The sequence below is a fragment of the Compostibacillus humi genome, from assembly GCF_014637175.1.
GTDB lineage: Bacteria > Bacillota > Bacilli > Bacillales > Amphibacillaceae > Oceanobacillus > Oceanobacillus humi.
The window spans coordinates 1-15,144 of record NZ_BMEV01000076.1; the positions used below are offsets into that span (position 1 = coordinate 1).

At 41.2% G+C, this 15,144-nt stretch carries 16 protein-coding genes; 9 read left to right on the top strand and 7 right to left on the bottom strand.

The genetic code is table 11. The annotated features are described in order from the left end of the window. Window positions 1-220: 220 nt before the first annotated feature. Together IEV18_RS14840 and IEV18_RS14845 are read left to right on the top strand one after the other, a co-directional pair. The gene (locus IEV18_RS14840; protein WP_188393173.1) at window positions 221-1,384 is read left to right on the top strand and encodes an MFS transporter; all 1,164 of its coding nucleotides are present in this window, start codon (window positions 221-223) and stop codon (window positions 1,382-1,384) included. Window positions 1,385-1,428: 44 nt separating this feature from the next. Then, window positions 1,429-2,583 (top strand): AI-2E family transporter, encoded by a 1,155-nt coding sequence (locus IEV18_RS14845; protein WP_188393174.1) that lies wholly within the window; start codon window positions 1,429-1,431, stop codon window positions 2,581-2,583. A gap of 174 nt (window positions 2,584-2,757) precedes the next feature. Here IEV18_RS14845 and IEV18_RS14850 read toward each other — a convergent pair whose 3' ends face one another. Further along, a complete protein-coding gene (locus IEV18_RS14850; RefSeq protein ID WP_188393175.1) occupies window positions 2,758-2,910 on the bottom strand; it encodes a hypothetical protein in 153 nt (50 codons plus the stop codon). Window positions 2,911-3,082: 172 nt separating this feature from the next. Between IEV18_RS14850 and IEV18_RS14855 the strand changes: the two genes are divergently transcribed. Genes IEV18_RS14855 through thrB form a run of 3 tightly spaced genes read left to right on the top strand, consistent with a single transcriptional unit; the run spans window position 3,083 to window position 6,329 of the window. After that, entirely contained in the window at window positions 3,083-4,384 is a 1,302-nt protein-coding gene (locus IEV18_RS14855; protein ID WP_188393176.1) for a homoserine dehydrogenase, read from the top strand. Next, window positions 4,381-5,442 carry a threonine synthase gene (gene thrC, locus IEV18_RS14860; protein ID WP_188393177.1) on the top strand — a complete coding sequence of 354 codons (1,062 nt, stop codon included), beginning with the start codon at window positions 4,381-4,383 and terminating at the stop codon, window positions 5,440-5,442. Before IEV18_RS14855 ends, thrC begins: the two co-directional genes overlap by 4 nt. Then, window positions 5,439-6,329 (top strand): homoserine kinase, encoded by an 891-nt coding sequence (gene thrB, locus IEV18_RS14865; protein ID WP_188393178.1) that lies wholly within the window; start codon window positions 5,439-5,441, stop codon window positions 6,327-6,329. The genes thrC and thrB overlap by 4 nt, the downstream gene beginning before the upstream one ends. 466 nt (window positions 6,330-6,795) lie before the next feature. On the opposite strand, the gene argF is transcribed toward thrB, so the two are convergent. The 6 genes from argF to IEV18_RS14895 all read right to left on the bottom strand — a co-directional run bounded on the left by argF (window position 6,796) and on the right by IEV18_RS14895 (window position 11,812). Next, window positions 6,796-7,758, bottom strand: a complete 963-nt coding sequence (gene argF, locus IEV18_RS14870; protein ID WP_188393179.1) for an ornithine carbamoyltransferase — start codon at window positions 7,756-7,758, stop codon at window positions 6,796-6,798. A 131-nt stretch (window positions 7,759-7,889) separates the two neighbouring features. Beyond that, complete coding sequence (gene hisC / locus IEV18_RS14875) at window positions 7,890-8,987, bottom strand: histidinol-phosphate transaminase (protein WP_188393180.1); 1,098 nt, start codon at window positions 8,985-8,987, stop codon at window positions 7,890-7,892. A 190-nt stretch (window positions 8,988-9,177) separates the two neighbouring features. Beyond that, the gene (locus tag IEV18_RS14880) at window positions 9,178-9,834 is read right to left on the bottom strand and encodes a hypothetical protein (protein ID WP_188393181.1); all 657 of its coding nucleotides are present in this window, start codon (window positions 9,832-9,834) and stop codon (window positions 9,178-9,180) included. Then, window positions 9,831-10,559 carry a hypothetical protein gene (locus IEV18_RS14885; protein WP_188393182.1) on the bottom strand — a complete coding sequence of 243 codons (729 nt, stop codon included), beginning with the start codon at window positions 10,557-10,559 and terminating at the stop codon, window positions 9,831-9,833. The genes IEV18_RS14880 and IEV18_RS14885 overlap by 4 nt, the downstream gene beginning before the upstream one ends. Further along, on the bottom strand, window positions 10,546-11,436 hold the full coding sequence (locus IEV18_RS14890) for an ATP-binding cassette domain-containing protein (RefSeq protein WP_188393183.1): 891 nt from the start codon (window positions 11,434-11,436) through the stop codon (window positions 10,546-10,548). The genes IEV18_RS14885 and IEV18_RS14890 overlap by 14 nt, the downstream gene beginning before the upstream one ends. After that, on the bottom strand, window positions 11,417-11,812 hold the full coding sequence (locus IEV18_RS14895) for a GntR family transcriptional regulator (protein WP_188393184.1): 396 nt from the start codon (window positions 11,810-11,812) through the stop codon (window positions 11,417-11,419). The genes IEV18_RS14890 and IEV18_RS14895 overlap by 20 nt, the downstream gene beginning before the upstream one ends. Before the next feature lie 174 nt (window positions 11,813-11,986). Between IEV18_RS14895 and IEV18_RS14900 the strand changes: the two genes are divergently transcribed. The 4 genes from IEV18_RS14900 (at window position 11,987) to IEV18_RS14915 (ending at window position 15,010) form a co-directional block, all read left to right on the top strand. Beyond that, window positions 11,987-12,436 (top strand): YaiI/YqxD family protein, encoded by a 450-nt coding sequence (locus tag IEV18_RS14900; protein WP_188393185.1) that lies wholly within the window; start codon window positions 11,987-11,989, stop codon window positions 12,434-12,436. Between the two features lie 363 nt (window positions 12,437-12,799). Further along, window positions 12,800-13,360 (top strand): hypothetical protein, encoded by a 561-nt coding sequence (locus tag IEV18_RS14905; RefSeq protein ID WP_188393186.1) that lies wholly within the window; start codon window positions 12,800-12,802, stop codon window positions 13,358-13,360. Between the two features lie 157 nt (window positions 13,361-13,517). Further along, a complete protein-coding gene (locus IEV18_RS14910) occupies window positions 13,518-14,249 on the top strand; it encodes an ABC transporter ATP-binding protein (protein WP_188393187.1) in 732 nt (243 codons plus the stop codon). Beyond that, window positions 14,246-15,010: an ABC transporter permease gene (locus IEV18_RS14915; protein ID WP_188393188.1), complete on the top strand. Its 765-nt coding sequence runs from the start codon at window positions 14,246-14,248 to the stop codon at window positions 15,008-15,010. Before IEV18_RS14910 ends, IEV18_RS14915 begins: the two co-directional genes overlap by 4 nt. Window positions 15,011-15,144: the final 134 nt, after the last annotated feature.

The window sequence follows — 15,144 nt, forward strand, 5'->3', positions numbered from 1 at the left end:
ATAATTTTCAAAAAATGGATAAAGCCACCTTTAGTTGGACTTTGACTTTTTGGCTTAATTTATGAGAAAATTATTTACGGAATATTCCAACTATATTTATGCAATGCTAGTGATACGATTCCCTAAAAGTATTCCCTTTTTAATTTTTATATTTCTTGTATTCCCCATTAAAAATGGCTAAGATAAGAAAAGCATTTACATCAGGAAAGGCGTCTTTATTATGGATAAACGAGTTTATTTATTAACGATTGTCTCCTTCGTCGTCGGTATGGTTGAGCTGATCATCGGAGGCATATTGGACTTAGTCGCTGCAGATTTACAAATCAGTCTTGGACAGGCAGGACTGTTGATTACCATTTTTTCGTTAACCTTTGCTTTTTCTGCCCCCGTTTTATCTGTCATCACAAGAAAAATCGAAAGAAAGCAGCTTACGTTAATTACGTTAGTTATTTTTTTCCTTAGCAACATTTTGAAAGTAGTAAGCCCGTCTTATTTTGTCCTTTTTCTGGCGAGAATACTTTCTGCCGCCAGCAGCTCCCTGCTCATCGTTTTATGTGTCGTCATGGCGGCAAACATTGTCCAGCCAAAGTACCGGGGCCGTGCGATAGGCATAGTAAATATGGGTGTTAGTGCCTCATTAGTACTCGGTGTGCCAATCGGATTGACTTTCGGGAATATGTTCGGCTGGAGAGCCCCTTTTCTCTTTATTGCCATTTTATCGTTATTCTCCATTGCCGGGGTTTACTTTTTTATGGAAAAGGTTGCTCCGACGAAACAAATTTCCTTATGGAAGCAAATCGGTTCATTAAAAGAGAAAAGGGTTTTCTTTGCCCATGTTACGACATTCCTTTTTATGTCCGGACATTCGGCCCTTTACGCCTATTTAACCCCTTTCGTAAAAACGACGATGAATGCGAGCCCGACGTGGGTAAGCGTCGTATATTTTATTTTTGGTGCTGCTGCAGTCACTGGCGGAGCAGTCGGCGGAGCATCATCTGACCGTTTTGGTCAGCGGCCGACTACCTATTCGGTGATTCTTCTCTTTACTTTTGCCATTTTTACAATACCATACGCTACATTTCACCCGGTTTTGTTTACGATCGTACTCATCGTTTGGGGGATGATGAGCTGGGCCTTAACACCGCCGCTGCAAAGCTATTTAATGGATGTTGCGAAAGAAACGGCAAGTATTCAAGTCAGTTTTAACAACTCTGCACTTCACCTTGGAATTGCTTTCGGTTCTACCATTGGCGGAATTGTAATTGAACAGACATCCGTTACCTACAATGCAACGGTCGGAGGATTTATTACGCTGCTGGCAATTGGAACAGCATTTATGACGATGCGCAACAGAATTGGCGGAAAACAGAGAAATAAGATATAATTTTATAAACTTTGGTATCCATTTCCAATATGCGGGGGGTTTTTATGAAGGAACCAAGCAGATTTATAAAGTTTCTTGGAGGCAAAGATTCGCTTTTTGCCCTCGTTCTCTTGCTTTTGATCGGAATAATCATTTATGTATACGATAAAATTTCTTTTGTCTTTTATCCGATCGTTGTTATTTTCTCAACGATTGCACCCCCGATTATACTGGCTTTTATCGCCTACTATTTGCTAAATCCGATTGTAAATTTACTGGAGAGAATACGGATTAAACGAATTTGGGGCATTATCATTATCATCCTAGGATTATCCGGGGTTTTAACGGGCATTATTTTGCTTACAGCTCCAGCCATTGAAGCGCAGGTTATGGATTTAATCGCCAATTTCCCTGCCTATTTGCAGCAAATGGGAGTAGGGATTACAACATGGCTGCAAAACTCCTTTTTGGGACCTTATTACGAAGAAGGGTACAATTGGATCGTCAGCAACTTTAACGATATTCCGGGCATTATCGGAGGCTATGTCGTTAATGCCTTCCAAGGTGTACGGAACTTGGCCACAACTGTAACGAATGTCGTTGTTACCATTGTTACCTTTCCGTTTATACTCTTTTTCCTTTTAAAGGACGGCTCCCGGTTTAAAAAATACAGTTTAAACTTGCTGCCGCCCAAGTTCAGAAAAGATGCCGACCAAATCTTAAAAAATATGGATACTCAGGTCGGATCCTACATTCAGGGCCAAATTATCGTTGCAACGTGTATCGGTCTGCTTTTATTTATCGGATATTTAATTATCGGCTTAGACTATGCGATCACTCTGGCAATTATCGCCGCAGTTACTAGTGTCATTCCTTATCTTGGACCTATGATTGCAATCATTCCAGCCATTATTATCGCCTTGGTAGAGTCTCCCTTTATGCTGGTGAAACTCGCCATCGTTTGGGCAGCCGTTCAATTTTTAGAGGGAAATTTAATCTCTCCGAATATTATGGGGAGAACGATGAAAATCCACCCTCTAACAATTATTGTTGTATTGCTCATTGCCGGCAATCTATTCGGAATCATCGGCGTCATATTAGGAATTCCAGGATATGCCATATTGAAAGTATTCGTTACATATTTATACGATAAATTCAGAGAGAGGTATGACCGGTATTACGGGGAAGATAACGGATTGTACTCTGAAACAGAGAAATAAAGGCATGGATCCTTAATTTGAATTCAGGCCGCGGCAAGATGAAATCTATAGGCTGACGTTACAAAAATAAAATGACAGTTTAAGAAGAAGCTCCATTACTTTGAGGAGCTTCTTTGTATATCGTGGGAATACTTGCAAGCAAACGGAAAATATCTTCCAGCAAGAATCATCGTTTCAACTTCTATTCTTGCGAAAAATACTGACTATAATTAAACCTGCACCTAATCCGATTGCCCCGCCTGCTTCAAAGGAATCAAGCAGTATGCCAATACTTACCCCCAGAAGCAAGCTAATCGCGAAACCAAATCCTGTTACGGCGATTTTCATAAATACCCACTCCAATTATTAGATATAATACTTTTATTCTCCGAGGAAACTTTTGGTTCATCTCCGATTCATGAAAAGTTTTTATTATGAAAATTGACTATTGATATCTTCTGCATATCAAGGGTACAATGTATTAAATATATTTTAGCTTGAATAAATATGAGGTGATCTTGTGGGGAAGAGTGTATCGATAGGACTATTAGGATTAGGTGTCGTCGGTTCCGGGGTCGTACACCTAATCAAAAATCATCAGGAAAAATTACAGCATCAGCTTGGCTGTGACGTAAAGGTGAAAAGCATTCTCGTCCGCGATTTAGAAAAACAGCGGGATGTCAATGTGGGCGACATATTGCTCACGACTAATCCAAATGATATTTTGGAAGATGCGGAAATTGATATTATCGTAGAAGTGATGGGCGGTATTGAAATAGCCCGTGAATATATTCATAAAGCGTTCCAGGCAAAAAAACATGTTGTAACAGCCAACAAAGACCTTGTTGCCTTATATGGCCGGGAACTGCATGAAATGGCCAGCAAAAACAAATGTGATTTTTACTATGAAGCAAGTGTTGCTGGCGGAATTCCAATTTTGCGGGGCATTAATGATGGTTTGTCATCTGATCGTATTGAAAAAGTAATGGGAATCGTAAACGGAACAACGAACTATATTTTAACGAAAATGAGCGATGACGGACTCAGCTACGATGTGGCATTAAAGCAGGCCCAAGAATTAGGATTTGCCGAAGCAGACCCGACTTCGGACGTAGAAGGGCTGGACGCAGCGCGAAAAATGGCTATCTTAGGAAGACTGGCATTTTCCATGGACGTGGATTTGGATGACGTGGAAGTAAAAGGGATTTCCGATATTGAATTAGAAGACCTAAAATACGGGGAACAGTTAGGCTATACAATGAAGCTAATCGGGTACGCCGATTTCCAAGATAAAGAGCTGGAAGTAAATGTCCAGCCGACCTTTCTGGCAAACAATCATCCGCTATCAAGCGTAAAGGATGAATATAACGCTGTTTATGTGTACGGAAAAGCGGTTGGCGAAACGATGTTTTATGGCCCGGGAGCTGGAAGCTTGCCTACTGCTTCCGCAATAATGGCCGATGTCGTAGCAGTAATTAAAAACATCCAATTAGGAACAACTGGGAACCAATATGTGAAACCGCATTTTCCAAAAGTGTTAAAAACACCGGACCGCCGTTTCGGCCAATATTATTTGCGTTTCCATGTAAAAGATGAAGTCGGTGTATTTTCACGGATTTCTTCTTTATTCAACGATCTAAAAATCAGCTTTAAGCGTATTTTGCAGCACCCGCTGAAGAAAGATGAAAAAGCGGAAATCATCTTTATTACGCATGAAACGTCATTAGCTAATTTTCAAGAAGCTTTAAAACAGCTAAACGAATTAGATGCGGTACATGAAATTAAAAGCTATTACAAAGTTGAGGGAGATGCAGAAGAATGAGCTGGCAAGGATTACTGCAAGAATATAAGCAATTCCTACCTGTTACAGATGTAACACCAGACATTTCACTACTCGAAGGGAATACTCCCCTTATCCATTTAAAAAATCTGTCGAAACGTCTAGGAATTGAACTGTACGGAAAATTTGAAGGCCTTAACCCGACGGGCTCCTTTAAGGACCGGGGGATGGTCGTTGCCGTTGCTAAAGCAAAAGAAGAAGGAAGCAAGTCGGTGATTTGCGCTTCCACCGGCAACACTTCTGCTTCCGCAGCCGCCTATGCGGCCCGGGCAGGAATGAATGCAATTATCGTCATTCCTAAAGGGAAAGTAGCCCTCGGAAAACTAGCCCAGGCTGTTATGTACGGCGCTGAAATTGTGGAAATAGACGGAAACTTTGATGATGCATTGTCGATGGTACGGAAAATAAGCAAATCCTCCCCAGTCACTTTAGTTAATTCTGTTAATCCGTACCGCTTGGAAGGGCAGAAAACGGCTGCCTTTGAAATATGTGATACGTTAGGTTCCGCTCCGGACATTCTTGCCATTCCAGTTGGCAATGCCGGAAATATAAGCGCCTACTGGAAAGGGTTTAAAGAATATAATGCGAAAAAAGGGACAGGCCTGCCAAAAATGTTTGGCTTTGAAGCCGAAGGCGCAGCTGCCATTGTAAAAAATCAGGTCATCGAAAAACCGGAAACGATCGCCACCGCGATTCGTATCGGAAATCCGGCAAGCTGGGAACTGGCGGTCCAAGCAAGGGACGAATCAGATGGAACGATTGATAGTGTTACAGATGAAGAAATCATTCACGCCTTTAAACTGATTGCGAAAGAAGAAGGTGTTTTTGCCGAACCCGGTTCTTGTGCTTCCATTGCCGGAGTAATGAATTATGCGGAAAAAGGGATAATCGAAAAGGGCAGTAAAGTTGTTGCCGTTTTAACCGGAAACGGATTAAAGGATCCGCAAACTGCAATTGATAAATTGGAAGTAAAACCTGTTTCATTGCCAAATGACGAGGCTGCTCTAAAAGAATATATTGAATCCAAGGTGAAAGCATGAAACCGTTCGAAATCACTGTTCCAGCAAGCTCCGGAAACGTCGGGCCCGGGTTTGATTCGATGGGACTTGCCCTGAATCTTTATTTAACGTTACAAGTGGAAGAAGCGAATCAATGGGAGTTTCACACCGGTTCCCCCGTTACTGATACGGAAGACCACTTTATAGTAAAAATTGCCAAACAAGCAGCTTCATGGCATGGAAGAGAACTTCCGCCTCTGAAATTAACGGAAAAGAGCGACATTCCCCTGGCCAGAGGACTTGGCAGCAGCGCTTCTGCCATTTTGGCCGGAATAGAGTTAGCAAACCAAGTTTGCGACTTATCCTTAAGTAAAGACGACATATTACGATTTGGTACAGAAATCGAGGGGCACCCGGATAACATTGCCCCGTCTTTATTCGGCGGCCTTGTCATTTCTACCGCTTTTGAACAGGATATCGAATATGTGCAAGTGAAAAATTTATCGATGGACATTATCGTTTACATTCCAGAAGTAGAATTAAAGACGGAAGAAGCAAGAAACGTGCTGCCGGAAACCTATCCAAAGGATGTGGCTGCCCGGGCAAGCGGAATCAGCAATCTTGTCGTTGCTTCTTTGCTCCAGGGGGATTATGCTTTTGCAGGAAAAATGATGGAAAAGGATTTATTTCATGAGCCGTATCGAGCGAAGCTAATTCCAAATTACGAGCGGATTCGCTATGAAGCTAAGCAAAATGGCGCTTATGGAACTATCATCAGCGGGGCAGGACCTACGATGCTTTCTATCGCTCCTCACGGAAAGGGACAGACCATTGCTGAAAATATGCAACAAATACTCCCTGAATATAATATAAAAACAGTAGCTGTCGATGAAAAAGGTTTAACTGTTACTGAATTGTCACATCCATAATACAAAAATCGACCGGGAGATCTCCTCTCGGTCGATTTTTTCATTTTTCCAATTGAAATCTGCCGTGACAGGCGCTCTCTCGGTCGATTCTACACAGTTTTCCGCCGAAATCTGCCGTGACAGGCGCTCTCTCGGTCGATTCTACACAGTTTTCCGCCGAAATCTGCCGTGACAGGCACTCTCTCGGTCGATTCTACACAGTTTTCCGCCGAAATCTGCCGTGACAAGTGCTCTCTCGGTCGATTCTACACAGTTTTCCGCCGAAATCTGCCGTGACAGGCGCTCTCTCGGTCGATTCTACACAGTTTTCCGCCGAAATCTGCCGTGACAAGTGCTCTCTCGGTCGATTCTACACAGTTTTCCGCCGAAATCTGCCGTGACAACCGCTCTCTCGGTCGATTCTACCGCTTTTTCCACTGAAACCTGCCGTGACAGGAATTCGATACTTTCGCCTGAACTCGTGGTATTAACCCATTAGTGCTGTCATCAATGCTTTTTGTGCGTGCAGACGATTTTCTGCCTGCAGAAAAACAATCGATTGTTTTCCGTCAATGACCTCCGCTGTTACTTCTTCCCCGCGGTGGGCAGGCAAACAGTGCATAAAGTGAGCATCCTTTTTAGCTAAAGAAAGGAGCTTTTCATTTACCTGAAATCCTTGAAAGTCCTTCTCTCTTTTTGTCTGTTCCTCTTCTTGCCCCATGCTTGCCCAAACGTCAGTATAAATAATATCTGCCTGACAGGCTGCTTCTTGAGGATCATCTGTAATCGTAATAGTTGCGCCATGTTTCTCTGCCAGTTTTAAAGCCGTCTCCGTAACTTCTTTATCCGGCTGATAGCCTATCGGCGAAGCAATGGCTGCTTCCATCCCTAACATACTTGCTCCAATCATTAGAGAATGAGCCATATTATTTCCATCCCCTATATAAGCAAGCTTCACCCCTTCCAGTTTTCCTTTAACTTCCCGAATCGTCAGCAAATCAGCAAGCACTTGGCAAGGGTGGTACATATCTGTCAGCCCATTAATGACTGGTATTGTTGCATATTGGGCCAATTCCTCTACCGTTTCTTGGGAAAAGGTGCGTATCATAATGCCGTCCAAATATCCAGACAATACCCGGGCTGTATCTGCAATCGTTTCTCCCCGGCCAATTTGAATATCTTTGGAATTGAGAAAAATAGCTATTCCCCCAAGCTGGTACATTCCTGCTTCGAAAGAAACCCTTGTTCTTGTCGAAGCCTTTTCAAAAATCATGCCTAATGTTTTTCCTTTTAACGGCTGAAACACGTTTCCTGCTTGCTTCTGTTTTTTTATATAGTCTGCAAGTTCCAGCAAGTATAAAATTTCCTCTTTTGTATAATCCATGAGCGTCAAAAAATCCCGGTTTTTAAGGTTGTTTTTTAAAAATACCGTTTTTCCTTCTATCACCATTCATATCCTCTCCTTACGACAGCTTATGAATTATTATGCATCATTTAGAATAAATATACAATACCAAAATAAAAAAAGCCGGCATTGGTGCTGCACCCCAAAAAGGGGGCACCACCGTTCACCGGCATTTCTTATTTTAATATGGAAGTCAACGCTTCAAGGAAGAAGTCATTCTCCTCTTTAGTACCAATCGTTACCCGCACGTGCTCAGGGAGTCCCCATATTTTCCCATACCGGACGATAACCCCTTTACGCAATAATTCCTGATAAATACGTTCTGCATCCGGTCCAAGCTGTAAAAGAATAAAATTGCTCATCGTTTCCGTATAGGAAAGTCCTAATTTTTCGAACCCTTCATAAAGTTGTTTTTTTCCGGCCTCATTGCTCTCTCTCGAAGCGATGACATGATCATCATCCTGTATTGCAGCTGCAGCCGCTGCCTGGGCGAGACTGTTTACGTTAAACGGTTCTTTTACTTTTAAAATGGTTTGGATAATCGATTCTCTTGCAATTCCGAATCCTACCCGCAAGCCTGCCAATCCGTAAATTTTGGAAAATGTCTGCATGACTAATATTGGTGCTCCAGCTTTTACGAATTCGATGCCTTCGGTATAATCTTCAGCAGTGGCGTAATGACTATAGGCTCCATCCAGGACAACGAGCACCCGCTCCGGCACTTCGTTCAAAATCCGCTCAAGATCTTCTTTTCCTAAATAAGTTCCCGTTGGATTGTTTGGCGAGCAAATATAGAGCAGCTTTGTCCAATCAGTAATTGCCGCAAGCATTTTATCCACATCAAATTGGTACTTTTCATCAAGAGGAATGGGTACAATCTCTGCTCCCATTAAGTTGGCACCGAAATCATATTCGCTGAAGGATGGTGCCGGAACGATGATCTCATCCCCTTCTTCAAGGAAGGTTTCGGAGAGCAACGTAATAAGTTCATCTGCACCGTTCGTCACAATTAATTGTTCCTTTTTTACATCAAGCTTTGCCGCAATTGCCTCCCGAATGGAAACCGTATCCGCATCGGGATAGCGATGCAAATCATTTAGCCGAGATTGAATCGCTGCTGTTCCCTTTGGCGATGGCCCAATCGGATTTTCGTTGGAAGCAAGTTTAACCACTTTGTCTAAATTCAATTCCTTCTGCAATTCCCAGATTGGCTTCCCTGGTGAATAGGGCTGTATTTTGCCTAATACTTTGCGAGGCTGAATTTGATTTTCCATTTGCTTTCCCCATCCTTTAACAATTTCTATAATTCCTTTTATTATATATGAAAATGCCCGCCGATGGTATCGTTTATTATCTCGTATACTCTTTAAGGGAAACAACGGATGCATTGTTGGCAGCAGTAAATTCAATATAGCGTTCTTCCATTTTCAATAAAGTACGCTTTTTAAATTTTTCATACCTTCTTTACTCGCCCATCAGGTAAATATTTTGCCACTCTTCATATTGGAGCTGAATATCCTCTGATATGCGGATATGGATGATATCTTCGCCATGTCCCCATTCATCCGGCATAAGCCGGATATCACTAAATTGCCGAAAGGGGAATTCTGGTTTAAAAATGGCATGTTCTTCATTCCAGTAATCCGCTATCATTAAGCTGTCAGCTGACAAGGTGATATTCGGCCCTTCTGTATAGGCAGAAATATTATAGCCGTCGATATATGTCGGTTTTTCATAATACGTAATCTCTAACAAATTCTCTTCTGCTGATTTTTCCACGTACGTCATAGGCAAATTATTATGATTGTCGATTAGCAGCAGTTCTTTTCCTTCATAAGTGAAATCCCATTGCTTTTTTATAAAAGCAGGGTCAATTTTGTCGGTTTGTCCCGTTTCAAAATAATGATACAATGACGGTCCGTCGCTTTTTATAGCCGCTTTCTCCGCTTGTTCCAGCGGCAAAACAAAATAGACGACAGAAGAAATGATCAGTAATCCTGCATAACTAAAGAACAATGCTTTAATAAATCCCCCTTTAGCCTGCAGTTTATTTAATGCAAATGCTGCTGCAAAAATTACGATAAAAATGAGCAAATAAACAATAACCGATACAACTATCATTTTCTCACCTCCAGGTGATTGGTGCTTACCGCGGAAATGAGGAAGCATAAACATACCGTTGCTGTCGTTTTTATGAATACGAGCAAAAATGAAGATTCGAAGAAATAAAATTTGCCGATGCGAATAATTGCTTCGCTTTCAGAAAGTGCTACTAAGATTAAACAGCCGATGATGATCGAAGGAATAAGGATAGCGAATACTTTCTGAAATTGAACGAGAGATCCAACCATATATCCGAGGGAGGCAAACATCCAGATATAAAGTACAATGGTTATGATTCCCGCAACAACAACCGCCGGGCTGGTTATGTCATTTGTACCTATCAGCTGAAAGTCGAAAAACATGTATACTGCGACTTTAAGTAAATAGCCGGACAGATAAGCTGACAACCCGCCAATGAAACTTAAAGCAAGCAAAAATAATAAGTTCGACAAATGGCTGCTGAGCCGGTTAAAAACAAACAGATACTCATTGTCCCGAAACGGTTTCGTCGTCAGCTGCAAGGCGCTGATAAACGCCCAGCCAAAGGTAAAAACGAGGACAATATCTGCAGAGTAGAAATGGATTTGACCAATTTGACCTGATGAAATACTTCCCGTTCCGTTAAAGGAAAAAACGATGGCAATTGCCTGTGTAATGACCAATGAATAAAAGAGGCCAAAAAACAGTTTAAACTTATAAAAAAATTGCTTTCTTACCGCTTTGCCTAATTCAGCGAAAGACACGGTCAATCCCCCCTTGTCCCCGGTCCGTAATATAAACGCAAACATCGCTGGATGAAACTGGGGATATAGTCATCCCAAGCCGTTGTGCCTCCGGGAGTGAAATGTCCTCTTTTTTTACAACAGCATAAAGTTCATTAGGGCCGGCATTTTGTTGATGCAAAATTGTTTTCCCGCGCAGCCATTGCAGGAGAACCTCGCTTCTCCCTGTTAAGCCAACAGCAAATTCTTTCAACTCATCCATTGGCAAATGAAGCACTTTCTTTCCATTGTCCAGGAGCAGTACATCCTCCAATAAGTCCTCCAGTTCCTCCAAGTAATGGCTGGAAATAATAATCGTCCGCGGATATTCAAGATAATCCTTTAACAGAACACGGTACATTTCCTTTCGTACCGCCCGGTCCATCCCTGCCGTTGGTTCGTCGTACAAAGTCACTTTACATCTGGATGCCAGGCCGATGATCATATTAAAGGTGCTCCTCTTCCCCTTTGATAGATTCGCATGGGTTTGTTTAGGATGAAATTCAAAGTAATCAAAGAGCCGTTCTGCCAACGTCCGGTTCCAATTTGGGTAAAAACGCTCCCCTTCCCGCAATATTTCCTTTAAATTTAAATGGGACGGAAAATGAAAGGCATCATCAATATAAATGCTATTTTCAGAAACATACAGACTGTTAAAAGGGCGCCGGGAAAGAACTTTCACTTCGCCAGAAGTTTCCCTCCATAATCCACCGAGGATTTTTAATAATGTTGTTTTCCCCGCCCCGTTTCTCCCGATTAAACCAGTAATTGTATTTTCTTTAATGCTGAAAGATAATTGGTCGAGCGCTTTCGCCTTCCCTTGCAGTTTCGTTACGTTTTCACAATGAATCACTTCCACCAGACTGTCCCCCGCTTTCCTTCATTGCCTTTTTCAGCATGACCATTAATTCCTCTTCCCGGACGTGTAAGCGTTTTGCCTCCATTACAATTTCATTGATTAATCCTTTCAACTTCTGATTTTTCCGTTTATGGATGATAATAGCTTTCGCTTCCTTCGTCACAAATTTCCCCAGTCCCCGTTTTGTATAGAGAATATTTTCATTTGCCAACACATTTAACCCTTTGGCCGCAGTTGCCGGATTAATTGTAAACATTTCCGCTAACTTATATTGGGAATATACTTTTTCATCCGCTTGAAAGTTGCCTTTTAAAATTTCTGTTTCAATCCATTCCGCAATTTGTAAATATATAGGTGTTCCATCCGACTGGAGCAAGCTTACACCCCCTAACTAAATCAGTGCATTAGTCGTGTAACTTAGTATATTACTTTGTATAGTCCCGGTCAATAGTAGGTTTTACCTATAATCATGCCTTAACAGCAGCTGTCTTTGACAAACGGAAAAACTTCCGTTAAGATGACGAATAATTTAAAGGATAAGGAGAATACAATGAAAATTTACGTAGATGCGGACGCCTGTCCGGTGAAAGATATTGTTGCAGAAGAAGGGAAAAACAGCCGAATTCCTGTAGTCATGGTAACGAGCATGTCCCATTATTCGGAAAAACAAAAGGATCAGGAAGTGGAGATCATATATGTAGATACAGGCAGAGATGCGGCAGATTACCGCATCGTCCAACTATGCAAAAAGGGAGATATCGTTGTGACACAAGACTATGGGCTTGCATCTATCTGCTTGGCAAAGGGGTGTATCGTTTTACACCATAAAGGTTTCCTATATACCAATGAAAATATTGATCAATTGTTACAGTCGAGATATGTAAACGCCAAAGCAAGAAAAGCGGGGCACCGGACGAAAGGACCGAAGGCGATGACTGAAGGGGACCGGATCCAATTTAAAAATTTATTAAGAGAAATATTGCAAAAAGAGGGCGTATAATGATTAGCGATACACCCTCTTTTTCATGCTAATGACGAATTTGTATGTCGATTTAGACGATACTTAGCAATTTGTTTTATCAAAAAAAATCACGTTTTGGATCAATTCCACAATTACTAAAAAATTTCCATTATAAAAACTTAAAATTTCCGATTGCCATAACCGCATAAAACAGACATAATGATAGAGAGCTATTTATATGTTGCCCATTGCCATCTACGTCTTTAGTCTTATGCAAAATATCGCTATGGCTTATTTGATTGCAGCGAAAAACATGTTATAGTAAAAAAACAAAAAGGTAAGCTTTTTTTCCTGGTTGTTAGTATAATATAGTGTGCACAATAGGTTTTAAGGGAGATTGTTATGAAAAATAAAAAGATTTATATTTTATTAACCGATACAAAAACAGTATTGGGCAGAATAATAAAATTATATACGAAAAAGCCATATAGCCATGCTTCCATTGCCTTTGACCTTGAACTCGATGAAGTTTACAGTTTCGGAAGAAAAATGCCGAGCAATCCGTTTATTGGCGGTTTTGTACGTGAAAATATTACATCAAAACTCTTCTTGAATGCCCGTTGTGCCATTTATAGCTGTGAAGTTAGCGAAACGGAATTGCAACGGATGTATCAATTTATACAAAAAATCGAAAGGGAAAAGCACCGTTATCGTTACAATTTCCTAGGTTTGCTTTCCTTTATTTTCGATAAAAACGTAGTTAGAGAGAATGCATTTTTTTGTTCCCAATTTGTTGCTACCGTTTTAACCGAAGGCGGCGTAGTAACATATAAAAAACCATTAGACCGGATTACGCCGGACGATTTGCTGGATACGGAAAAGTTTGAACTAATTTACGAAGGAAATCTTCAACATTATCGCAATATAAATATTGAGCCGCAAAGCGTTCTAAACATTGTTTAGAAATGAATAGCTCCGCACAGACGGAGCTATTTTTTATGCAAAAAGTATCTATTTTTTAAATGCAAAAACTTATAATTTTATATTGGGATATGGATATACATAATTTTTTCCGGCTATCTAAAAATATAAAACAATGACAGTGAAGGAAGGAAATGCGATGTCTGCCTATGATCAGCCTATCATCGAATTTCGGAACGTTTCTTATTCCAATGGGAAGCAGCAAATTATTAAACAAGTTTCGGGCATATTTCCAGAAGGGAAAATTACGACCCTCGTCGGTCCGTCCGGAGCAGGAAAAACAACCCTTTTTCGACTGTGCAACGGATTAATTTCTCCAGATACAGGGGATATTTTGATACATCAGAAGCCGATAGAACTATATAACCCCATTGAATTAAGGCGCAATATTGGTCTTGCCCTCCAAAGTGCAACAATGATTCATGGCACGGTTTTGGAAAACCTGTCCTTGCCGCTGGCGTTGCGGGGAGAAACGTTATCCAAGGCACAAGCGGCGGAATTATTGCAAGTTGTCGGATTAGAGGAAGATTTGTTACACCGGAATGTGAGAGATTTATCGGGAGGACAGCGGCAAAAGGTATCCATTGCCAGAACCTTTGTAAACCGGCCAAAGGTTTTACTGTTGGACGAGATTACATCATCTTTAGACCGGGTATCCCAGCAGGAAATTGAACAGCTTATTTTGTCCATTAATAAAAAATACGGGACGAGCATTGTGTGGATTACCCACAATTTAGAACAGGCCATATCCATTGGAGATTATTCCTGGGTCATGATGGCAGGCGAATTGATAGAATCCGGCAAAAGCGAAATTTTGCGCCATCCGCGGGAAGAAAAAGTACAGCGATTCGTAAAGGGGGATATAAAATGAGTTTTATTGCCCTTTCTTTAGCCCTTATATTTGTCCTTATTCCCCTTGTTTTATCCAAAACATTAAAGCTGGACTTGGAAAAGGACACGACGATTGCTACCGTCCGTTCGATTATTCAGCTCTTTATTGTCGGGTATATTCTTAAATTTGTTTTTTCAACTGAAAGTTATCTCTACATCACCCTAATGATCCTCTTAATGATTGGGGCAGCTGTACAAAATGCCCGGAAAAAAGGGGCAGCGATTCAAGGTATCACGTGGAAATTAATTGCAACCTTTATATTCGTAGAACTGCTCACCCAATCCATATTATTAGGATTCGGCATTACTCCTCGTACAGCCCAATATATTATCCCGATTAGCGGGATGGTTATCGGAAATTCAATGGTTCTTTCCATACTCTTCTTAAACCGTTTTACAGCGGAAGTGGAGGCAAGGCGAGAGGAGACAGAATTAATTCTTTCCCTTGGCGGAACACCGAGGCAAGCAATCCATTCCTCCCTTATCAATGCAATTAAGGCAAGTACCATTCCGACAATTGAGAGTCAAAAAACGATTGGTCTTGTCCAATTGCCGGGAATGATGAGCGGGCAAATTATTGCCGGAGCCGACCCGGTACAGGCAGTACAATTTCAGTTGCTCATACTATTTTTGTTATTAACAACAGCTACGATTACAAGCACGATGCTCGGCTTCCTGTCTTACCCTGCTTTATTTAACAAACGGATGCAAATGATTCGTTATCCGCATAACGAATCATAATCTCCGTTTTCACTTTAGGGGTTTTAAGTTTACCCAAAAATAAAGCTTGACTTTGAAACAAAAACAGGCATCCGAAAATTTGGTGCAAAAGAGCACTTTTGATGCCTGTTTTTCTCTCTATGGATCCAAAATGG

Excerpts from the sequence above, each read along its gene's own strand:
- IEV18_RS14840 (WP_188393173.1), top strand. The coding sequence starts at position 221 with ATGGATAAACGAGTTTATTTATTAACGATTGTCTCCTTCGTCGTCGGT.
- IEV18_RS14845 (WP_188393174.1), top strand. The coding sequence starts at position 1,429 with ATGAAGGAACCAAGCAGATTTATAAAGTTTCTTGGAGGCAAAGATTCG.
- IEV18_RS14850 (WP_188393175.1), bottom strand. The coding sequence starts at position 2,910 with ATGAAAATCGCCGTAACAGGATTTGGTTTCGCGATTAGCTTGCTTCTG.
- thrC (WP_188393177.1), top strand. The coding sequence starts at position 4,381 with ATGAGCTGGCAAGGATTACTGCAAGAATATAAGCAATTCCTACCTGTT.
- thrB (WP_188393178.1), top strand. The coding sequence starts at position 5,439 with ATGAAACCGTTCGAAATCACTGTTCCAGCAAGCTCCGGAAACGTCGGG.
- argF (WP_188393179.1), bottom strand. The coding sequence starts at position 7,758 with ATGGTGATAGAAGGAAAAACGGTATTTTTAAAAAACAACCTTAAAAAC.
- hisC (WP_188393180.1), bottom strand. The coding sequence starts at position 8,987 with ATGGAAAATCAAATTCAGCCTCGCAAAGTATTAGGCAAAATACAGCCC.
- IEV18_RS14880 (WP_188393181.1), bottom strand. The coding sequence starts at position 9,834 with ATGATAGTTGTATCGGTTATTGTTTATTTGCTCATTTTTATCGTAATT.
- IEV18_RS14900 (WP_188393185.1), top strand. The coding sequence starts at position 11,987 with ATGAAAATTTACGTAGATGCGGACGCCTGTCCGGTGAAAGATATTGTT.
- IEV18_RS14905 (WP_188393186.1), top strand. The coding sequence starts at position 12,800 with ATGAAAAATAAAAAGATTTATATTTTATTAACCGATACAAAAACAGTA.
- IEV18_RS14910 (WP_188393187.1), top strand. The coding sequence starts at position 13,518 with ATGTCTGCCTATGATCAGCCTATCATCGAATTTCGGAACGTTTCTTAT.
- IEV18_RS14915 (WP_188393188.1), top strand. The coding sequence starts at position 14,246 with ATGAGTTTTATTGCCCTTTCTTTAGCCCTTATATTTGTCCTTATTCCC.